Raw genomic sequence first — 21,367 nt, 5'->3', positions numbered from 1 at the left:
GTCTGCCGAGCGCGACGCTTGGATATTTTTGCCGCGGCTCGATCAGCCCGGCAGCCCCACATGGCTCGGTAGCGCGCTGCGCTGAATTGCGTACTGCGTCGGGGTGACCGAGGTGAACCCACGGAATTCGCGCACGAAGTGGGGTTGATCGAAGTACCCGAGCGTGGCCGCGACGTCGGCGCCGTCGCCGGTGCCGGCATCGAGCAGGCGCAGGGCGGATTGGAGCCGCCGCACGCGCAGATACGCCTTCGGGGTCAGGCCGATCTCGTGGCGGAACGTCGCGATCAATCGCTTGGGGGACAAACCAGTCAGCTCGGCTGCCTCGGAAACCCGAAGGGACGGTTGGTGTTCGGCGACGTGCAGCACGGGCATGAGCGTCAGGGGTGTCGGCCGCAGTCGGGCGAGCAGAAAATCTTCGACGATCTCGATGCGGCGCGGCCAGGCCGGTGTCGCGATCAGTCGCTCACGCAGCAGCGCGGCATCGGCGCCCCAGAGGTCGGTCAGGTTGACGCAGGAATTCTCCAGGTCCGCCAACGGAATTCCGAAGAACGGGAGTGCGCCGCCGGGGCGGAAGTGGATGGTCAGTACCGCTTCACCCGGGTCGATGCGGGTGACGTACGACAGGGTGCCCGGGCCGGTGAGGAACGCCGGTTCCGCCGGCATGCGGGTGGTCCCGTCGGCCGAGTAGAAGTCGACCCGCTCCCGCCCGCCGACGTCGATCACGACGGTGGCCGCGCCGCGGGGCAGGGCTCTGCTGCGGTCGGACACCTCGCCGTCGTGCGACCAGTAGCCGAAGAAGTCGATGTGCTGATTCAGCGGCGGCCGGGGTCGGCGCTGTCGTGGCCCGGTCACCGGCGGACGGCCCGCTTACCGAGCGTATCGAGTAGCAGTGCCAGGTGATCGACCAATTCGTCTGGGCTGAAGGTGATTTCGCCGGCCAGCCAGGCGCTCAGGGTCTGCCCGACCCCGCCGACCGCGAAATGGGTACCGGCCCGGCGCCGATCCCCGGCGGGCAACTGCAGCGCGTCACCGGCGTATTGGCCGAGCAGCACAGCGAAGAAGACAGTCGACTCGCTGCGTTTGCGCGCCACCACTTCGTTGGACAGCTGGGTGCTGAACAGCAGCCGGCCGACCCTGGGGTCGTCGGCGATCGCGTGCACGATGTTGGCCATGCCGGCACGGCTCTGCTCGTCGGGTGGCGCTGCGGCCACCGCCGCCTGGGTCGTGGCGGCCAGGTCGGCGATGACGTGGTCGTACACCGCCTCGACGAAAACGTCCTTGTCGGTGAAGCTTTCGTAGAAGTAGCGCATCGCGACACCGGCGCCGCCGCAGATGGTTCGGACGGTGAGTTCCGGCGCCTGCGGCGCGGCACCCAGAATCTCCAGTCCGGCCTCGATCAGCCGGGCCCGTCGTTGGGCCAGGCGTTCTGTCGCGTCGATCCCGCGGTACGGGCGTACCTGAGGCACCCCGCCATCTTGACACCCCACCGCGGCGCAGGCAATATCAGGAATCAATCGTTCTCACTTTTGCGAGGAGTGACCAATGACGGTCGATCTGGTCGAACTGCCGGTCAACGCGTGCGCGCCGGGCCGGCGGGTGCGTCGCAATGTCCAGTACGCCGACGGGTTGGTCGGCGCCGCGCTGCTGGCGGGCCCGGCCAACGTGATCATGCAGCTGGCCCGGCCGGGCGTCGGATACGGCGTCGTGGAGAGCCGGGTCGAAAGCGGCCGGACCGACCTGCACCCGATTAAGCGGGCCCGCACCACCTTCACGTACCTGGCTGTCGCGATCCTCGGATCTGACGACCAGAAAGCGGCGTACCGCAGCGCGGTGAACAAGGCGCACCGGCAGGTCTACTCGACTGAGGACAGCCCGGTGAAGTACAGCGCCATGGACAAGAACCTGCAGCTGTGGGTGGCAGCGTGCTTGTTCAAGGGCGCCCTGGACGTATACCGAATGGTCGTCGGAGAGCTGGACGACGACAGTGCCGAGGAGTTCTACCGGCAGGGCATGACGATGGGCACCACGTTGCAGGTGACGCCGGAGATGTGGCCGGCCGACCGGGCGGCGTTCGACAAGTACTGGCAAGAGTCGCTGGACCAGGTCCACATCGATGACACGGTGCGGGACTACCTGTATCCGATCGCCGCGGTGCGGATGAAGGGGCTGCAACTCCCGGGGCCGCTGCAGCGCTGGTTCGAGGCGTTCTCGCTGCTGCTCACCACCGGCTTTCTGCCGCAACGCTTCCGCGACGAGATGCGGTTGCCGTGGGATGCCAAGCGGCAGAAGCGCTTCAACTCGCTGATGAAACTGGTGAAGGTGGTCAACGGGGTACTGCCCGGGCCGCTGCGGCGTTTCCCCTTCAACTGGATGTTGCGGGACCTGGACTGGCGCATCCGTACCGGGCGTCCGCTGGTCTGAGTCTGGTCTCAGTCGGCAGTCAGATTGTCGGCGTACCCTCGCGCGGGTGCGGACCGACAATGACACCTGGGACATCAACACGAGCGTCGGATCGACTGCGGTGATGGTCGCAGCGGCGCGGGCCTTAGAAGCGGTAAAGCCCAATCCGCTTGCGGTGGACCAATATGCCGAGGTGTTCACGCGCGCGGTCGGCGGTGTGTGGGCCGACGTGTTGGACGGCGAGGCCCCGGAGCATCCCTTGGCGACGTCCGAGTTCGGCGAACCGTTCATTGACTTCCAGGGCTCGCGGACCAAGTACTTCGACACCTATTTCCAGAGTGCCGCGGCCGCGGGCGTGCGCCAGATCGTGCTGCTGGCCGCGGGTCTGGACTCGCGTGCCTACCGGCTGGACTGGCCCGCCGGCACCACCATCTATGAACTGGATCAACCGCAGGTACTCGAATTCAAGCGCGAGGTGCTGGCCGGCATCGGGGACGAACCGAAAGCCGAGCGCCGGGAGATCGCCGTAGACCTGCGCGACGACTGGCAGACGGCGCTCACGGACGCCGGCTTCGATCCCACACAGCCTTCGGCATGGATCGCCGAGGGCTTGCTCATCTATCTGCCGGCCACCGCGCAGGGCCAGCTGTTCGCCGGTATCGATGCGCTGGCAGCGCCCGGCAGTTGGGTGGCGGTCGAAGAGGGCAAGCCGATGCCGGCCGATGTGTTCGCGGCAAAGCGTGCGGCATCGGACGAGATGGCGGACGGCTTTTTCAAGCTGATCTACAACGAGCAGATCGCGCCGGCGGCCGATTGGTTCGGCTCGCGGGGGTGGCGCGCTGAGGCCACCGGTCTCGCCGACTATTTCCGCGCGGTCGGGCGTCCGGTGCCGACGAATCCGGAAGCAGCAACCATGATCGCCTCGAACAGCCTGGTCACTGCCGTTAAGGAGTGAGCGTCGTCACCTGCTCCGGCGGAGGGGTACGTCTCGACAACTTAAGTTATGCAATGCTAACTTCGCAGGGTTAGCTTAGGCATACTTAAGGAGATATGCGGGGACTCTAATATCCCGCGAACACCACCATGGGCACTGACACATTTGCGGTATCCGCCGCGGTGCATTTCGAGCAAACCGCGCCCGCGCGGCACAGTGCCCGTCTCGCGGCCCGCCGGGAACCAATCCGTTCCGGGTGCCGACTCCTTCTTAGGACGGCCGCCGCATGAGTGGTGGAACGTCCTCTGGCGTGTCGATGACGGAAAGGACCCACGTGCGACCGAGCAACGCGGGCAGTAACACAGTGGTCGCCGATGGTGACGCCGCGCAGCGGGCATCACGCGTCGATCGCGACGTGCTGACCCGGTTCTCCAGCAGCTGTCTGGCGCTCGGCCTGAGTGTCGACGGTCGCCGTCGCCCGGCCGACCTCGACGCCGCCCTGGGTGGCTTCCTGACTTTGACGCGTATTGCCGGCGAGCACTGCGATGCCTGGACCGGCTTGGCTGCCGCGGGTGCGGCAACGCCCGATGTGATCGAGGCGATCTGGCGCACGGTGTCCTCGGCGGGCGTGCTGCAGCGGGCCCTCGACCTCGCTGACGGCGATCTCGGCTTCAGCTACGACAGCGGTCTGTACCTGCAGTTCCGGGCGACCGACCGCGACGGCTTCCAGTTGGCCTATGCCGCAACGCTCGCCGGCGCCGGCGCCTACGAAGAGGCTGATCAGCTGGTGGGCGACCTGCTCGACCGCAAGCCGGGCTGGCTGCCGGCCCGCTGGGTGCGGGTGGCGATGTACCACCGCACCCGCCGCTGGTCGGACGTCGTCCGGCAACTGACCCCCATCGTGAGCGACCCGAACCTGGACGCGTCCTACGCGCATGCCGCGCGGGTGGCGCTGGGTATTGCGTTGGCGCACTTGGGCATGTTCGCGCCGGCGCTGTCGCACCTGGAAGACCCGGAGGGGCCGGTCGCGGTCGCCGTGGTCGACGGCACCTTCGTCAAGGCGTTGTCCCTGCGCGCGCAGGGCGAGGACGACGAGGCCACCGACGTGCTGGCCGAGCTGTACGCCGCGCACCCCGACAACACCGCCGCCGAACATGCGCTGACCGACACCAGCTTCGGCATCGACCCGACCACCGCGGCCCGCATCGAGGCCCGGCACAACCCGTGGGATCCCGAGACCGAGCCGACCGAGGCCGACTTCGTCGACCCGGATGCCAAGTCGCGCAAGGCGCACCTGCTCGTCGAGGCGGAGGCCGAGCTGGCCGAGTTCATCGGCCTGGAAGAGGTCAAGTACCAGGTGGCCCGGCTGAAAAGCTCTGTGGCCATGTCGATTCGGCGCCAGGAGCGGGGCCTGACCGTCGCCCAGCGCACCAACCACCTGGTGTTCGCCGGGCCTCCCGGAACCGGTAAGACCACCATCGCCCGGGTGGTCGCCAAGATCTACTGCGGTCTGGGCCTGCTGCGCAAAGAGACTGTGCGCGAAGTGCATCGTGCCGACCTGATCGGCCAGCACATCGGTGAAACCGAGGCCAAGACCAACGCCGTCATCGACAGTGCGCTCGACGGCGTGCTGTTCCTCGACGAGGCGTACGCGCTGGTGTCCACCGGCGCCAAGAACGACTTCGGCCTGGTCGCCATCGACACCCTGCTGGCACGCATGGAGAACGACCGCAACCGGCTGGTCGTGATCATTGCCGGCTACCGCAAGGACCTGGACATGTTCCTGGACACCAACGAAGGTCTGCGGTCGCGCTTCACTCGGAGCATCGACTTCCCGTCGTACTCGGCCACTGAACTCACCGAGATCGCCATGCGCATGGCCGAAAAGCGGGACAGCGTCTTCGAACCCGCGGCGCAGACCGAGATGGAGCAGCTGTTCGCGCACCTCGCGACGGCGACCACGCCCGACGCCGCAGGTGTCGCGCGCCGCAGCCTCGACATCGCGGGCAACGGCCGTTTTGTGCGAAATCTGGTGGAGCGCTCCGAAGAGGAACGTGAGTACCGGCTGGATCACCTTGCCGCACACGACTTCACCGACGACGAACTCATGACGATCACCGCGGGTGACGTCGGCAACTCGGCCGCGCCGCTGCTGCGTGGTCTCGGACTGGTGGTGCCCGCACAGTGAGTGACGACCGAAAGACTTTCAGTTCCCGTACTCCGGTGAACGACAACCCGGAGCAGGTCGAGTACCGCCGCGGCTTCGTCACCCGGCACCAGGTGTCCGGTTGGCGATTCCTCATGCGGCGCATCGCCTCTGGCGTCGCCATGCATGACACCCGCATGCTGGTCGACCCGTTGCGGACCCAGAGCCGCTCCGTCCTGGTCGGTGGGCTGGTGCTCGTCACCGCACTGGCAGGCTGCTTCGTCTTCTCCCTGATCCGGCCCGCCGGTGTCGCGGGTAACGACGTGATCCTGGCCGACCGGGAGACCTCCGCGCTGTACGTCCGGGTGGGTGACCAACTGCACCCGGTGCTGAACCTGACCTCGGCCCGGCTCATCGCCGGACGGCCGGACAATCCGACCACAGTGCCGAGCGCCGAACTGGACAAGTTCGCTCGCGGCAGCCTCATCGGCATCCCGGGTGCGCCGGAACGCATGGTGCCCAACACTTCTCGCGATGCCGACTGGACCGTCTGCGACGCGGCCACCGGTGACGTCGTGGGCGTCACCCTGATCACGGGTCCGCTGGCCGACGGCGCCTCCCGCGCCGGCGCACTGGGCGCAAATGACGCTGTGCTGGTTCGCAACGATGGCGTCGGTTCCGCCGGGGTCAACGGCGGCAGCTGGCTGTTGTGGAACGGCAAGCGCAGTGCGGTCGACCTGAACAACCGCGCGGTGACGGCGGCACTCGGCCTGGGCGCCAACGGAACTGCGCTGCCCGCGCCGCGCGCCATCGCCGACGGTCTGTTCAACGCGATCCCGGAATCGGCCCCGCTGGCTGCCCCGGCGATCGTCAACGCCGGCCAGCCGGCGCCGTACCCACTGCCGTTCGCCGCACCCGTCGGCGCGGTGGTCACCGCCATCGCGACCGGAACCGGCTCGGACAACGCGGGCAACGGCCTCCAGTACTACGCGGTCCTCGATGATGGCCTGCAACCGATTTCACAGGTGGTCGCGGCAATTCTGCGCAACACCGACTCGTACGGTCTGGAGCAGCCGCCGCGGCTGTCCGCCGACCAGGTCGCCCGCATCCCGGTCTCCACCGCGATCAACACCGCGGCGTACCCGGAGCGCCCGCTCACCGTCGTCGACGTCACCAAGGCGCCACTGACTTGCGCCCGCTGGACCAAACACGATGGCGCCACGACCAATTCGCTCACTCTGCTGTCCGGAGCGATGTTGCCGCTGCCCGCCGACGAGCACCCCGTCGCGTTGGCCGGCCCCGCCGGCGCCGCGCAGCGCGTGGCGGTGGCCCCGGGCACCGGCTACTTCGTCCAGGCCACCGGACAAGCCGGCACCCCGGCGCTGTCCGGCTACTGGATCAGCGACACCGGCGTCCGCTACGGCATCTCCACCGAAGGCGACGCCACCAACGCAAATCGCAAAACCCCTGCCGCGCTGGGGCTTACCGCGTCACCGCTGCCGGTGCCGTGGTCGATCCTCAGCCAGTTCGCGCCCGGCCCGACATTGTCGCGGAGTGACGCGTTGCAGCTTCCGGCACTGGTTCGCCCAGCTGTCGACACCGTTTTGAGGGAGAACCCGTGAGCCGTCTGATCTTCGAAGCGCGGCGCCGGCTGCCCGTCCCGGCGACCCGCGCAAGCGTCATCACCATCGAGCCGCCGCCCGAGCTGCCGCGGCTGGTGCCACCGTCGCTGCTGCGCCGCGTGCTGCCCTACCTGATCGTCATCCTGATCGTCGGCATGGTCGTGGCTCTGGTGGCCACCGGCATGCGCGTCATCTCGCCGCAGACGCTGTTCTTCCCGTTCGTGCTCCTGTTGGCCGCCACCGCCTTCTACCGCGGTTCGGACAACAAGACCCGGACCGAAGAGGTCGACGCCGAGCGCGCCGACTACCTGCGCTACCTGTCGGTGGTGCGGGACAACGTCCGGGCCCAGGCGGCCGAGCAGCGCGCGGCCCGCGAATGGTCCCACCCCGCACCCGAGCAGCTGGCCGCCGTCGCGGGCACCCGACGCCAGTGGGAGCGCGACCCGCACGACGCCGACTACCTGGTGGTGCGCGCCGGGCTGCATGACGCGCGCCTGGAGACGGTGCTGCAGGTCAAGGACACCGCGGCAGAGATCGACCTGGAGCCGGTGTCGCACAGCGCATTGCGCGGACTGCTCGACGTCCAGCGGACGGTCCCAGCGGTTCCCGGTGGTATCGACCTGACCAAGGTTTCGCGGATCACCGTGCTCGGCGATGCCGACGAGGTGCGGGGCGCGTTGCGCGCCTGGATCGCGCAAGCGGTGACCTGGCACGACCCGGCCCTGCTCGGGGTCGGCCTGGCAGCCGCGGATGCCGAGGCTCTCGAATCGGAGTCCTGGTCCTGGCTGAAGTGGCTGCCGCACAGCGACATTCCCGGCCAGATCGACGGTGTCGGCCCGGCGCGCTACCTGGCCGCCGGCGTTCCCGAACTCGCCGGCATGCTGTCCGCTGAACTCGCGGACCGGCAGCCGTTCGGCGCCTCCGACATCGCGCCGCTGCGGCACCTGCTGATCGTGGTGGACGACCCGGACGCCGACATCAACGAGCTCCTGCCGCGGGCCGGACTGGCCGGCGTCACCGTGGTGCAGCGCGGCATGGAACAGCCGGAGTACGCGGACCCCGACCGCCCGGTGCTGCGGGTGGCCGACGGCCGCATCGAGCGGTGGGCGGCAGCCGGCTGGCAGTCGTACTTCGATGCCGCCGACGGCTTTTCGCCGCGGGCCGCCGCGCACCTGGCGCGCAGTCTCGCGCGCTGGGACTCCAACCCGAACCGGGCCCGGAGCACCGGTGCCGGACTGACCACCTTCGGCACCCTGCTGGGGATTCCGGATGCGGCCGCACTGGACGTCGCGGGCCTCTGGGCGCCGCGCACGCGGGCCGACGAGCTGCGGGTACCCATCGGCGTCACCGCCACCGGTGAACCGTTGATGTTCGACCTGAAGGACGAGGCCGAAGGCGGCATGGGGCCGCACGGTCTGATGATCGGTATGACGGGCTCCGGCAAGTCTCAGACCCTCATGTCGATCCTGTTGTCGCTGTTGACGACTCACTCGGCCGAACGACTGATCGTCATCTACGCCGACTTCAAGGGCGAGGCCGGCGCCGACATCTTCCGGGATTTCCCGCAGGTGGTCGCCGTCATCTCGAACATGGCCGAGAAGCGGTCGCTGGCCGACCGGTTCGCGGACACCCTGCGCGGTGAGGTGGCGCGGCGTGAGCAGCTGCTGATGGAGGCCGGCCGCCGCGTGCAGGGCAGTGCCTTCAACTCGGTGCTCGAATACGAGGCGGCGCAGGCGGCTGGGCACGACCTGCCCCCGATCCCGACGCTGCTGGTGGTCGCCGACGAGTTCTCACTGATGCTCGCCGACCATCCCGAATACGCCGAGCTGTTCGATTACGTTGCCCGCAAGGGCCGTTCGTTCCGCATCCACATCCTGTTCGCGTCCCAGACGCTGGACGTGGGCCGGATCAAGGACATCGACAAGAACACCTCGTACCGCATCGGTCTGAAGGTCGCGAGCCCGTCGATCAGTCGGCAGATCATCGGTGTCGAGGACGCGTACCACATCGAGGCCGGTCCGGAACACAAGGGCGAGGGCTTCCTGGTCCCCACCCCCGGCGCCGTGCCGGTCAAGTTCCGCAGCACCTACGTGGACGGTATCTACGACCCGCCGCGGGTCGAGAAAGCCGTTGTGGTGCATGCGGTTCCGCAACCGCAGCTGTTCCCGGCAGGCCACGTCACCCCGGCTCCGGACACGGTGATCGTCACCGACACGGCTCCGGATCTGCGGGCGCCGCGCAAGCTGGTCGCGACCGTCGGCGAGCAGCTGGCCCAGTACGGTCCGCAGGCGCCGCGGCTGTGGCTGGCGCCGCTGGACCAGCCGATCGCGTTGCCGGAGCTGTTGGCCGGCACCGAGATTCCCGCGGGCCGTGGCCGTTGGCCTCTTGGCGAGATCGACCGTCCGTTCCAGATGCGTCGCGATCCGCTGGTCTTCGACGCCGGTTCGGCGGCCGCCAACCTGGTCATCCACGGTGGGCCGAAGTCCGGGAAATCGACGGCACTGCAGACGTTCATCCTGTCCGCGGCCGCGACGCACTCGCCGCGCGCTGTCACGTTCTACTGCCTGGACTACGGCGGCGGCGGGCTGCGCTCGCTCAAGCCACTGGCCCATGTCGGCAGCGTCGCGTCGCCGCTGGAGCCCGAACGCATCCGTCGCACCTTCGGTGAACTCGAGCAGCTGCTCGCGTCCCGCCAGGCCCGGGCCGCCGCCGGTGACGGTGACCTGCGCGATGACGGCTACGGCGACGTGTTCCTGGTGATCGACAACCTGTATGCGTTCAGCCGGGACAACACCGACACGTTCAACACCCGTAACCCGTTGCTGTCCAAGGTGACCGAATTGGTCAACACCGGCATGGCCTACGGCATCCACGTGGTGCTCACGACGCCGAACTGGCTCGAGGTGCCGCTCGCGATGCGCGACGGGCTGGGTCTGCGGCTCGAGCTCAAGCTGGCCGACTCGCGCGACAGCAATGTGCGGTCGCCAGGTACCCCCGGTGTGGCGGCCCTGTCTCGCCCCGCCGACGGTGTCCCCGCCCACCAGCCGGGCCGCGGCCTGACCATGGCAGCCGAGCACTTCCTGTTCGCCGAACCCGATCTCGGCGCGATCGCTGCCATCAACGACCACTACCCGGGGCAGACGGCGCCGCCCGTGCGTCTGCTGCCGACGGACCTGGCGCCGGAAACCCTTGCGCCGCTGTACCGGAACCCCGAGTCGGTGGTGATCGGTCAGCGCGAGCAGGACCTGGCACCGGTTGCGGTCGACTTCTCGGCCAACCCGCTGCTGATGGTGCTGGGCGACGCCAAGTCCGGCAAGACCACGCTGCTGCGGCATCTGATCCGCACCATCCGGGAGAACTCGACGCCGGAGTCGGTGGCGTTCACCGTGATCGACCGCAGGCTGCATCTGGTGGACGAGCCGTTGTTCGCGGACAACGAGTACACCCCCAACGTCGACCGGGTCACCCCGGCGATGCTCGGACTGGCTGCACTGCTCGAAAAGCGCAGGCCCCCAGCGGGTATGTCGTCCGCGGAGCTGAGTGGGTGGACATACCGGAACGGGCAGGGCAACCACCTGCACTACCTGATCATCGACGACGTCGACCAGATCCCGGATGCACCCGCGGTCAGCGGTCCGTTCGTCGGCCAGCGGCCCTGGACGGTACTGCTGGGGCTGCTGGCCCAGGCGGCCGAACTGGGTCTGCGGGTGATCGTCACCGCCCGGGCCGCCGGCTCGGCCCACGCGGTGATGACGGCCCCGCTGTTGCGCAGGCTCAACGAGCTGCAGGCCACCACCGTCATGCTGTCCGGCAACCCGCAGGACAGCGGCCGGATCCGCGGCCACCGGTTCAACCGCCTGCCCGCCGGCCGCGCCATGGTGGTCGGCGACAGCGATGAAGCCACGTATGTCCAGCTGATCAATCCGCTGGTGGCAGACCCGATTACGGGCCGACCCACCGGACCACAACGAGGGGAGTTCCACTGATGACCTTGCGCGTTGTTCCCGAAGGACTGACGGCAGCCGGGGCGGCCGTCGAAGCACTGACCGCCCGCCTGGCCGCCGCCCACGCCGCAGCCGCTCCGGCGGTCACCGCGGTGATGCCGCCCGCCGCCGACCCCGTGTCGCTGCAGACGGCGATCGGACTGAGCGCCCACGGCGCCGAGCACGAGGCCGTCGCGACGCAGGGCGTCACCGAACTCGGCCGTGCCGGTGGGGGTGTCACCGAAGCGGGCATCAGCTACGCGACGGGCGATGCCGAAGCCGCCGCCACCTACGTGACGGTGCTGGGCTGATATGACCGCCCCCGTCTGGATGGCGCTGCCACCGGAGGTTCATTCGACGCTGCTGTCCAGTGGACCCGGTCCGGGTTCACTGCTGGCCGCGGCGGCTGCCTGGCAGTCGCTGAGCACCGAATATGCCTCGGCCGCAGCTGAACTCACCGCACTGTTGGGTGAGGTCCAGGCGGGCGCATGGGAGGGGCCGAGCGCCGAGCAGTACATCGCCTCCCACGCGCCGTACCTGACCTGGCTGGCCCAGGCCAGCGCCAACAGCGCCGCCAACGCGGTACAGCACGAGACCGCCGCGGCTGCCTACAGCACCGCCTTGGCCGCGATGCCGTCGCTGCCCGAACTGGCTCTCAACCACGTGGTGAACGCGGCACTGCTCGCGACGAATTTCTTTGGCATCAACACCATTCCGATCGCGCTGAACGAAGCCGACTACGCCCGGATGTGGCTGCAGGCCGCGACCGTCATGGGTACCTATCAGGCGGTGTCGGGTGCCGCGGTGGCGACAGCCCCGACGACTGCGCCAGCCCCAATGATGCTGGCGGCCGGCGTCGGCGAGGCCGGTACCGCCACGGCGAGTGCCACGCAGGCGGGCGCGCAGTTGCAGGCGGCCGATGCGGGCACGTCGTTGAACGCGTCGAACGCGATCACCGATTACCTGTACAACTACATCAAGACGCTGCCCGGCGGCGACCTGATCGTGAAGTTCCTGCAGGACCCGCTGGGCCAGATCCGGCAGATGATCATCGACTTCCTGACCAACCCGTCGCAAGCGCTGACCACTTGGGGGCCATTGCTTTTCGCGCTCGGCTATCAGGCGTTCTTCCAGCCCGTCGGCTGGGGCTCTTGGGGTTTGATGCTGTCTGCACCGTTGTGGGGGCCGGCTCTGATTGCGGTCGGTCTGTCCAGCCTCGGGTTGTTGACGCTGTTGGAACCCGACTATGTGCCGGATCCCGAAGTCGCCGATGCATTCCCACCGCCTCCGCAGTTGCAGGTCCTCGATCACCAGATGCCGGTGGTCAGCGTCGCCCCGACGGTGCCGGCCACCCCCGCCTCCCCGGCGAGCGCGCCTGCGCCCGCACCGGCTTCGGCGGCGGCTCCCGCGCCGGCGGCCCCGGCGCCGATGATGGCCTACGCGGTGGCCGTCGACGACCCGGGTCCCGGATTCACCCCGACCCTGCGGGACGGCGCCACCGCGCCGGCCCCGGCGTCCGGTATCGCTGCCGCAGCCGCGGCGGCTGCCGCTGCCGCCGCGACCGAGCGGCGGCGCGCTCGTCGCCGGCGCGCGGCGAAAGAGCGTGGTGTCCGCGACGAGTTCATGGACATGAACTCGGAAGTCGATCCGGACTTCGGCGATGACGCTGGAGCGGACAGGGCCCCACGCACCGATGTTCTGGCTTCCGCCCGCGGTGCCGGACCGATCGGCTTCACCGGCACGGTGAACCGCCAGGACCAGCAGGCGACAGGCCTGAACCGCCTGACCGGCAACGGTTTCGGCGGTGGCGTCACCGACCCCATGCTGCCCGGCAGCTGGGGCTCGGAAGGCGGTGCCAACCGCTGAACCTGCAGACCAGAAGACCTGACCACCAAAACAATCCGGACGTACCCCGAGAGGAATCACAATGAGCATGCTCGACGCACACATCCCCCAGCTGGTCGCTTCCGAGTCGGCCTTCTCGGCCAAGGCCGCGCTGATGCGCAGCACCATCGCCCAGGCCGAACAGGCTGCGCAGTCGGCGCAGGGCTTCCACCAGGGTGACTCGGCAGTCGCGTTCCAGGCCGCACACGTGCGCTTCATGGAAGTTGCGGCCAAGGTCAACACCCTGCTCGACATCGCGCAGGCCAACCTGGGCGACGCGGCAGGCACCTACGTCGCGCAGGACACCGCCGCAGCCGGCACGTACACGTCCGTCTAGCCGCCGCACGCCGACCCCGACAATCAGGAGCGAGGAAATCCCATGTCCCAGATCATGTACAACTACCCGGCGATGCTGGCCCACGCCGGTGAGATGACCGCCTACTCGGGTGCCCTGCACGCCGTCGGGCTCGACATCGCCAGCGAGCAGGCCGCGCTGGCCGGCGCCTGGCAGGGTGACACCGGAACCAGCTACCAGGCGTGGCAGGCCCAGTGGAACACCGCGATGGAAGAACTCGTCCACGCGTACCGCGCGATGGCGACCACCCACGAGACCAACACGCTGTCGATGAGCGCACGCGACAGCGCCGAAGGCGCCAAGTGGGTTTAAGTCCAACGGTTTCGGCGCGTTCCGGGGTGTCAGGCACCCCGGAACGCGCTGAAATCCCGGTCTCCGCAGTCGAGCTGACCGCGGAGCAAGCCTGGTTCCTCGCGGATCGTCTTGGCGCTGGGAGCTTTCCGTGGGTGCTGGCCATCACGCAGCCCTACAGCGAGCCCTCCGCCAAGGCCGGATTCGATGCGGACCAGGTCACCGCGCTGACGCGGATGGGGGTGCTGTCTGCCGACGGCTCCGTGCATCCCGCTGTCGCGCACTGGATTCGGACCGTGTGCCGGCCCCGCCGCTGGCTGGAACTGCGATGGGTGTCCGGCTCGGGCGCCATGTTGCGCGGGATTCTCGCGCGCAGGGCCGACACCACCGTGGCGGTCCTGCGCAGCGAGCACCTGATGACCTGCACCGAACTGACCGTCGCGTCCCCGGACGCGCTGGTGCCGGTGCTCACGGCAGGGTTGTCCGGCCGCGCGGCCGCTCGGTTCGACGAGTTCGCCATGCCCGCCCACATCGGGGCCAAGGCCGACGAGCGCTTGCGCCGTGGCGATTCGCTGGACGACGTGATGGATCACCTCGGCATCCCGCCGACCGCGCACGCGGTGGTGCGGGCCGCGTTCGCGCCCGGCCGCAGCTACGTGGAGATCGTGGCGGGCGACCACCGTGACGGCCACCGGATCAGCACCGACGTCGGCGTCAGCATCGTCGACACCTCCGCGGGTCGCGTCGTCGTGGCCCCGGTGAAAGCCGCTGACGGCACCTGGATTTCAACTTTTGCCCCGGGTACGGATCTTGCCGTCACCGCTGCCGTGCAGCGACTGACCGCGACCCTGCCCGACGGTCCCTGGTTCCCCACAGTGAACCCGACCCGAGACTTCGAGACCTCGACTGGAGAACGGAAAGAAAATGTCCCAGAACACGTCTGGTAGTACCGCGATGCCGATTGTGCGGGTCGCAGTGCTCGCCGCCGGCGACGAGCAGGCTGGTCGCGGGCGACTCACCGACGTCGCACTGCCGGCGGGCCTGCCCTTGCGCGAGATCGTGCCCGCGGTGCGGCGCATCGTCGCGCCCGACGCCGCGAGCGGCGCTGAATTGTCGCTGGCCCCGCTGGGTGGCGCGGCGTACAGCCTCGACGCGACGCTCGACACGGTCGGCATCGTCGACGGTGATCTGCTGGCGCTGCAGCCGGTGCCCGCCGGTCCGCCGGCGCCGCGCATCGTCGAGGACATCGCCGATGCCGCCGCCATCTTCTCCGCCGCTCGCGAAAACCCTTGGGGCAACGCGCATATCCGCCGCTTGGCCGGTTGGGCAGTCGTGGTCTTGACGGTGCTCGCCACCGCGCTGGCGACGCTGGTGCGGGTACGCACCGGCCAGCCCGCCGGCCTGTTCACGGTCGTGGGCGTGGCGGTGCTGACCGTTGCGGCAGCCCTGCTGACCCGGCCCGCCCTACCGAAGTTGGCGACGGCTCTGAGTCTGGCCGCCCTGCTGCCGGTCGGCGCGGCCTTCACGCTGGCGGTCCCCGGCGCGTCCGGTCCCGCCGGCTTGCTGCTCGGTGCCGCGGCGGTCGCCGCCTGGTCGATCGTCAGCATCGCCGTCGGCGGGCAGGCCATCGCGGCCTTCACCGCCACGACCGTCCTGGGTATCGCGGGCATGACCGTCGGTGGCGCCGCTTCGATCTGGCAGCTGGGCAACACCGTGATCGGCGCTGTGCTGATCGTTTTCGCGCTGTTGGTCGTGGTCCAGGCCGCTCAGCTGTCGACGCTGTGGGCCCGGTTCCCGGTGCCGAACATCCCGGCGCCGGGTGACCCGACGCCGTCGGCCCTGCCGCTGTCCGTGCTGGCCGATCTGCCGCGCCGCGTCCGGGTATGCGACGCGCACCAGACCGGCTTCCTCGCCGGTGCCGTGCTCACCCTGACCGCCGGGTCGGTGGTCCTGGTGGCGGGAACGCACCCGTCGGCGTGGGCCTGGTACGTGGTCGTGGCCGCCGCCCTCGCGACGGCGCTGCGGGCCCGCATCTGGGACTCGGTGCCGTGCAAGGTGTGGCTGCTGAGCCAGCCGTATCTGGTTGCGGCCGTGCTGCTTACGATGTTCGCCGCCGGCGGGCACTACTCCAACGCGTGGTGGTCGCTGGGCGTGCTCGCGGTGCTCGTCACGGTGGGCGTGGTGGCCGCGCTGAACCCCCAGGTGGCCGACCCGCAGACCTATTCGCTGCCGATGCGTCGCCTGGTCAGCTTCGCCGCGACGGCGTTGGACGCTTCGCTGATCCCGGTGCTGGCCTACCTGGTGGGCCTGTTCGCCTGGGTCATCAACCGGTGATGGTGGCCATCCGGCGCGGAATCTCCGTCCTGACAGTCGCTTTCGCCGCCTCATCCGCAGTACTGCCGACGGCGATGTTGCCGGCCGCCGGTGCCGTCGTGCCGCCGCACGTCGACGAGCATGCGGCACCGCCGTCGGGCAGCGTCGGTCCCGTCGCGGCGATGGGCCAACGCGGACAGTGCGTCACCGCCGGCGTGCTGCCCGGCACCGACCCGGGCGCACCGGGTCCGGGCCACACGTTGCTCAACGTGCCGGGCGCCTGGGCCTTCAGCCGCGGTGACGGACAGACGGTGGCGGTCATCGACACCGGCGTGCATCCCGGACCGCGGTTGCCCAATGTGGAGGCCGGCGGTGATTTCGTGGAAAACACTGACGGACTTACCGATTGCGATGGCCACGGCACTCTGGTCGCCGGCCTGGTCGCCGGTCAGCCGGGCGCGGACGGGTTCTCCGGCGTCGCGCCGGGCGCCCGCATCCTGGCCATCCGTCAGACGTCCGAGCGCTACGCCCCGCGTGGCAACGGGGGAGACGCGGCTGCGGCGCAGGCCACCATCGCGGTCACATCACTGGCCCGGGCCGTGGTGCATGCCGCCGACCGCGGCGCCAGGGTCATCGCCATCACGGCGGTCACCTGCCTGCCCGCCGATCGGCCCGTCGATCAGACCGAACTGGGTGCGGCACTGAAATACGCTGCGCAGGAAAAGGATGCGGTGATCGTCGCCGCCGCAGGCAATGACCGGGCCGGCCTGGCCGGCGGCCCGTCGTGCGAGGCCAACCCGCTCGACAACCCCGGGAATGCGGCCGACCCGCGAAACTGGGCCGGCGTCAAATCGGTGTCGATCCCGTCCTGGTGGCAGCCGTACGTACTGTCGGTCGGGTCGCTGGACGCCGCCGGACAGCCGTCGGACTTCACCACTCCCGGCCCGTGGGTCGGCATCTCTGCGCCCGGCGAGCACATCGCGTCGACTGGTGTGAACGGTCTGGCCAACGCGCTGCCCAACGAGCGGGGCGACCTGTTCCCGTTGCGCAGCAGCAGCTACGCGGCGGCCTACGTCGCAGGCGTCGCAGCCTTGGTGCGCAGTCGATTTCCCGCGCTCAACGCGGCTGACGTGACGCACCGGCTGACCGCCACCGCGCACGGTGCCGCGCGCATGCCGTCGAACCTGGTGGGCGCCGGCGTCGTCGACCCGGTTGCGGCATTGACCTGGGACCTGCCGGCGACCGGTTCGGCACCGAAAGCCGTGTCTGTTGCCATGCCGCCCGAGCCGGCCCCGAAGGACACCACGCCGCGGACCATCGCGTTCGCCGGTGCGGCAGTGCTGGCGATCGCCGCGCTGATCGCGCTGATCGCGTACCGAAGAAAGGACGGCGCCCGATGACGGCCCGAATCACGTTGGCATTGCTGGCGATCATCCCGGCGGCCATGACGTACCCGTGGCATACGACGCCACAGAAGTGGATCCTGGGCATCGCGGTCGCCGTGGTGCTGCTGGTGTTCGCCTGGTGGCGCGGGATGTTCCTGACCACGATGGTGGCCCGCCGATTCGCGGTGTGGCGCCGGAACCGGCGCGGTGCGGCGGCCCCGGCGGCTGATCAGGTCACGGTGGTACTGGAAGCCGACGGATTCCCGTACCACGCACTGCCTCTCGTGGCTTCTTACGTCGACCGCTACGGCGTTCGGTGCGACTCCGTGCGCGTCACTGAACGTCAGCTCGACGGCACGCGCAGTGCGTGGGTCAGCGTCACTGTGACGGCGGCGTCGAATCTTGCTGCACTGCAGGCACGGTCGTCGGATCTGCCGCTCGCGGACACGGCGGAGAAGGTGGCCCGGCGGCTGGCCGACCAGCTGAGGGAGGCCGGGGTGCCGGTCGCGGTCACCGAGGTAGCGCCCACGCCCATCGCAACCGACGCGCGCGAGACGTGGCGTGCGGTCCGCGACGGGGACGGTTACCTCACCGCCTACGGATTGCCCGCAGATATGAGCCTGCCGGAATGCCTGGCTGCCCTGGCTTCGACGACGGAGCTGTGGACGGTGCTCGAATTCTCTCCTGGTGCAACCATTTCCGCGGCCTGTGCAGTGCGCACGGCCAATGCGCCTGCCGCGGCCGCAGTCGCGGGCCTGACGCGCGAGGCGGGTCGGCAGGGCCCGCTGCTCACGGCGATGGCCCCGGCATCGGCCGGTGGCCTCGCCACACGCGCGGGTGTGCTGACCACCGCGCTGCTTGCGGAATTGTCGACGTTCGGCGCTGGGGCTGAGTCCGCCGTCGACTCTGCGGCTCGGGCGTAGAAGGTCGAGTAGCGGCGGCCCTGCACGCAGGATCAACGGGCAGGGCGTGCCCGGTCAGCCGGGCAGTCGCTGCCGTCGAACATGAACGGGCTCATGAACTTGGTCATCCGGCGCAGGTAGTCCGGCTGGCTGACGTGCAGGATGTGGTTGCCCGGGAACCAGTGGAACGCGCAGCGATCCCAGTGTTCCCAGAGCAATTCGGCCTGCTGCGGCGGCGCCAGGCGATCACCCAGGCCGGTGATGATCAATCGGCGATCCCGGGGCACCAGCGGCGCGTAGTTCAGCGGTGAGTGGTACCGGCCGGCCGCTGAAACCAGATCCTCATCGATATGCGCCAACCGGTTGCTCAGCCTGACGAGCAGGTTGGCCGGGAACCATTCGTCGACCGTGCGGTCCGGTGTGACGACCGGAACGTTCGGGATGACGGCCTGGATGCGGTCGTCGACCGAGGCGATCAATGATGAGGTGTACCCGCCCAACGACATTCCGGTCAGCGCAATGCGATCGACTCCGGCGTCCTCCAGGTAGTCGAGGACGGAACGGAAGTCGTATACCGCTTGCGCCATGGCCTCGGCGAAGCCGGGGACACCGTCCATGAAGAAGCCGTATCCACTGTAGGGAGAGCCCTTCTCGGCCCGGGGGCCGTGGAACGGCAGGGTGTACAGCAGTACGTCGTACCCGGACCGGAAGAACCACGGCAGCGAGAAGAACAGGCCATTGAACAGGTATGGCGAGCCCATGAACCCGTGGATCACGCACAGTGTCGGGCGCGGTCCGTCGTCGTGCCGCCAGTGCTGGGCATGCACCACGTTGTTGCGCGTGTAGCTGCGGCGCCGCTCTCGGATGCCGGGATACACGGCGTCGTAACTGCTTGGGAACCAGATGTTGTCCACCTGGCCGTGTGCAACCCACTGCGCGACCGGGCCGGCAGGACGAGCGGATACCAGAGGGGGACCGCTGGGCGCCGGGAAGCACTGCTGTGGGTCCTTGGTGGCGGCGAGTTCGGCGTAGAACCGCAGGGCGTCGGGGTCGTCGCCGGCCCGGCTTCGTACCGCCGAGGCGGCCATCCGCGGAATCATGCCGGCGCCGATCACCGAGGCCAGCGCCGTGCGAAGCCCCAGGTCGGCCACGGCCGAGGAGTCGACGATCAGCTTCTGTTGCCAGGTCAGGTCGGCCCGTCGTGGCAATCCGCGCGCGGTGGCATCCGCACCCGCTACGTCGGGAACGGGGACGGGTGGGTTGAACGCATCGCCTGGCGGACTGGTCACGTTCGGATGCTAACCCCGGTTCTCGGCCCCCGTCAGCTGATCCTCCAGATCGAACAGCCTGGCGGCGTTGTGGTACAGCACTTTTCGCAGCCAATCGTCGTCGGTGGCTACCTTGGTGAGCACCTCGAGGGACTCGGCGTACCGGTACGGGATGTTGGGGAAATCGCTGCCGAACAGGATTCGGTCACCGAGCTCACCCAGACGCGGCAATTCGGCGGGCGGGAACGGCATGTTTTCCTCGACGAAGGGCGTGAATGCCATGGTGGTGTCCAGATGGACGCCGTCGAATTGTTCGCAGAGGTCCAGGAATTCGCTGTACTCGGGCATACCCAGGTGCGCGATGATCAGCTTCAGATCGGGGTGGCGGTCCAGCACGGTACGGACCTGGTCAGGGCCGGTATGAGTACCGGGCGCCGGACCGGAACCGCAGTGGATGATCACCGGGACGGCGGCGTCGGCGATGGTGCCCCACACGTCATCGAGCAGTGGGTCGGCCGGGTTGTAGTCGCCGACCTGAACGTGCGCCTTGAACACCCGAGTGCCGCCCGCGATGGCCTCGGCCACGTAGGCGGGTGCGCCGGGCTCGGGGTAGAACGTCGCGGTGGACAGACAGTCGGGAGTCTGCGCGGCGAACTGAGCGGCCCACTGGTTCAGCCAGGCCGCCATGTCGGGCTTGTGCGGATAGACCAGGGAGGTGAACGCCAGCACCCCGAAACCACGCAGCGTCTCCAGCCTGTGCTGCTCCTCGGTGCGATACGTGATGGGCCAGGTCCGGCCGGTGAGAGGCCCGGCGCTGTCGAAGTACTTCCACACCTTGTCCATCACGGACTTGGGCATGAAATGGGTGTGCACGTAGATCAGGCCGGGGAGGCCCAGCGACTGCCACAGGTCGCGTACTGACTCGTCCATCGCCTACCAGAATGGCAGGCACTCATCAGCCTCCGGCGGCAGGATGGGGTTGTGTGGAATCCAGACATCTACCTCGCCTTCGCTGACCACCGCGGCCGGCCCTTCTACGACCTGCTGGCGCGCGTGGGTGCCCAGACACCGAGGCGGGTGGCGGACGTGGGTTGCGGGCCGGGAAACCTGACCGCCACGCTGTCGGAGCGCTGGCCCGACGCAGTGATCGAAGCAGTGGACAACTCACCGGAGATGGTGGCGGCAGCCCGGGCTCGCGGCGTCGACGCCCGGGTGGTCGCCGCTGCCGACTGGTCGCCCGCGCCGGACACCGACGTGATGGTCAGTAATGCTGTGCTGCAATGGGTTCCGGAACATCGTGAGCTGCTGCGGCGGTGGGTGACTCAGCTGCCGAAAGGCGCGTGGCTGGCGTTCCAGGTACCCGGCAATTTCGACTCGCCGTCGCATCAGGCCGTACGGGAGGTGGCCCGGCGCCCGGAGTTCGCCGACGCGCTGGCCGATATCCGATTCCGGGAGACGAATGTGGTCGACGACCCGGCGGGTTACGCCGCGCTGCTGACGGCCGAAGGCTGCACCGTCGACGCCTGGGAGACCACATACCTGCATCAATTGACCGGCGAAACCCCGGTGCTGGACTGGATCACGGGTACCGCGCTGACCGACGTCCGCTCGCGGCTGACCGACGATGCCTGGGAGCAGTACCGCCAGGCGATCATCCCGCTGCTGGCGCAGGCGTACCCGCCCCAGCCCGACGGCACCACGTTCTTCCCGTTCCGCCGGATTTTCGTGGTTGCCCAGGTGTGATTTGTGCACGATTTTCCGCGCCGACCGCGGAAAATCGTGCACAAATCACTGCTGAACTAGACGTGAGCGGACGTGGCCAGGCCGATGGCGATCATTCCGGGTGCGACGGTCAGACCGATGACGATGATGAAGTAGCTGACC

General features: G+C 68.9%; 18 protein-coding genes. 14 read left to right on the top strand and 4 right to left on the bottom strand.

Going from position 1 to position 21,367, the window contains the following annotated elements:
• Positions 1-42 precede the first annotated feature (42 nt).
• Both A7G45_RS04305 and A7G45_RS04300 read right to left on the bottom strand, forming a co-directional pair.
• A complete protein-coding gene (locus A7G45_RS04305; protein ID WP_260934112.1) occupies positions 43-852 on the bottom strand; it encodes a helix-turn-helix domain-containing protein in 810 nt (269 codons plus the stop codon).
• Positions 849-1,466 (bottom strand): TetR/AcrR family transcriptional regulator, encoded by a 618-nt coding sequence (locus A7G45_RS04300; protein WP_260934109.1) that lies wholly within the window; start codon positions 1,464-1,466, stop codon positions 849-851. The genes A7G45_RS04305 and A7G45_RS04300 overlap by 4 nt, the downstream gene beginning before the upstream one ends.
• A gap of 76 nt (positions 1,467-1,542) precedes the next feature.
• Between A7G45_RS04300 and A7G45_RS04295 the strand changes: the two genes are divergently transcribed.
• From A7G45_RS04295 to eccE, 13 genes are all read left to right on the top strand, one after another.
• Positions 1,543-2,421, top strand: a complete 879-nt coding sequence (locus A7G45_RS04295; RefSeq protein WP_260934106.1) for an oxygenase MpaB family protein — start codon at positions 1,543-1,545, stop codon at positions 2,419-2,421.
• A 46-nt stretch (positions 2,422-2,467) separates the two neighbouring features.
• Positions 2,468-3,355, top strand: a complete 888-nt coding sequence (locus A7G45_RS04290; RefSeq protein ID WP_260934104.1) for a class I SAM-dependent methyltransferase — start codon at positions 2,468-2,470, stop codon at positions 3,353-3,355.
• A 343-nt stretch (positions 3,356-3,698) separates the two neighbouring features.
• Positions 3,699-5,522, top strand: a complete 1,824-nt coding sequence (gene eccA, locus A7G45_RS04285; RefSeq protein ID WP_204354846.1) for a type VII secretion AAA-ATPase EccA — start codon at positions 3,699-3,701, stop codon at positions 5,520-5,522.
• A 35-nt stretch (positions 5,523-5,557) separates the two neighbouring features.
• A complete protein-coding gene (gene eccB, locus A7G45_RS04280) occupies positions 5,558-7,102 on the top strand; it encodes a type VII secretion protein EccB (protein WP_308204003.1) in 1,545 nt (514 codons plus the stop codon).
• A complete protein-coding gene (gene eccCa / locus A7G45_RS04275) occupies positions 7,099-11,088 on the top strand; it encodes a type VII secretion protein EccCa (protein WP_260934099.1) in 3,990 nt (1,329 codons plus the stop codon). Before eccB ends, eccCa begins: the two co-directional genes overlap by 4 nt.
• Positions 11,088-11,396: a PE family protein gene (locus tag A7G45_RS04270; protein ID WP_260934095.1), complete on the top strand. Its 309-nt coding sequence runs from the start codon at positions 11,088-11,090 to the stop codon at positions 11,394-11,396. Before eccCa ends, A7G45_RS04270 begins: the two co-directional genes overlap by 1 nt.
• 1 nt (position 11,397) lies before the next feature.
• Positions 11,398-12,951, top strand: a complete 1,554-nt coding sequence (locus tag A7G45_RS04265; RefSeq protein WP_260934093.1) for a PPE family protein — start codon at positions 11,398-11,400, stop codon at positions 12,949-12,951.
• A 61-nt stretch (positions 12,952-13,012) separates the two neighbouring features.
• Entirely contained in the window at positions 13,013-13,306 is a 294-nt protein-coding gene (locus tag A7G45_RS04260) for a WXG100 family type VII secretion target (RefSeq protein ID WP_260934090.1), read from the top strand.
• A 42-nt stretch (positions 13,307-13,348) separates the two neighbouring features.
• A complete protein-coding gene (locus A7G45_RS04255) occupies positions 13,349-13,636 on the top strand; it encodes a WXG100 family type VII secretion target (protein WP_043390023.1) in 288 nt (95 codons plus the stop codon).
• A 53-nt stretch (positions 13,637-13,689) separates the two neighbouring features.
• Entirely contained in the window at positions 13,690-14,562 is an 873-nt protein-coding gene (locus A7G45_RS04250) for an ESX secretion-associated protein EspG (RefSeq protein ID WP_260937950.1), read from the top strand.
• A complete protein-coding gene (gene eccD, locus A7G45_RS04245; RefSeq protein WP_276554719.1) occupies positions 14,540-15,949 on the top strand; it encodes a type VII secretion integral membrane protein EccD in 1,410 nt (469 codons plus the stop codon). Before A7G45_RS04250 ends, eccD begins: the two co-directional genes overlap by 23 nt.
• Positions 15,949-17,328, top strand: a complete 1,380-nt coding sequence (gene mycP, locus A7G45_RS04240) for a type VII secretion-associated serine protease mycosin (protein ID WP_407667528.1) — start codon at positions 15,949-15,951, stop codon at positions 17,326-17,328. Before eccD ends, mycP begins: the two co-directional genes overlap by 1 nt.
• On the top strand, positions 17,325-18,236 hold the full coding sequence (eccE, locus tag A7G45_RS04235) for a type VII secretion protein EccE (RefSeq protein ID WP_071288413.1): 912 nt from the start codon (positions 17,325-17,327) through the stop codon (positions 18,234-18,236). The genes mycP and eccE overlap by 4 nt, the downstream gene beginning before the upstream one ends.
• A gap of 32 nt (positions 18,237-18,268) precedes the next feature.
• On the opposite strand, the gene A7G45_RS04230 is transcribed toward eccE, so the two are convergent.
• Together A7G45_RS04230 and A7G45_RS04225 are read right to left on the bottom strand one after the other, a co-directional pair.
• The gene (locus tag A7G45_RS04230) at positions 18,269-19,504 is read right to left on the bottom strand and encodes an alpha/beta hydrolase family protein (RefSeq protein WP_260934080.1); all 1,236 of its coding nucleotides are present in this window, start codon (positions 19,502-19,504) and stop codon (positions 18,269-18,271) included.
• A 9-nt stretch (positions 19,505-19,513) separates the two neighbouring features.
• Complete coding sequence (locus tag A7G45_RS04225; RefSeq protein WP_260934077.1) at positions 19,514-20,413, bottom strand: amidohydrolase family protein; 900 nt, start codon at positions 20,411-20,413, stop codon at positions 19,514-19,516.
• Between the two features lie 51 nt (positions 20,414-20,464).
• On the opposite strand from A7G45_RS04225, the gene A7G45_RS04220 reads away from it, so the two are divergent.
• Positions 20,465-21,226, top strand: a complete 762-nt coding sequence (locus A7G45_RS04220) for a trans-aconitate 2-methyltransferase (RefSeq protein ID WP_260934075.1) — start codon at positions 20,465-20,467, stop codon at positions 21,224-21,226.
• Positions 21,227-21,367: the final 141 nt, after the last annotated feature.

It is taken from the genome of Mycolicibacterium llatzerense (assembly GCF_025331195.1).
GTDB lineage: Bacteria > Actinomycetota > Actinomycetes > Mycobacteriales > Mycobacteriaceae > Mycobacterium > Mycobacterium llatzerense.
Note: the sequence above shows the minus strand (reverse complement) of the source record. Positions and strands in the feature narration are given on the sequence as shown.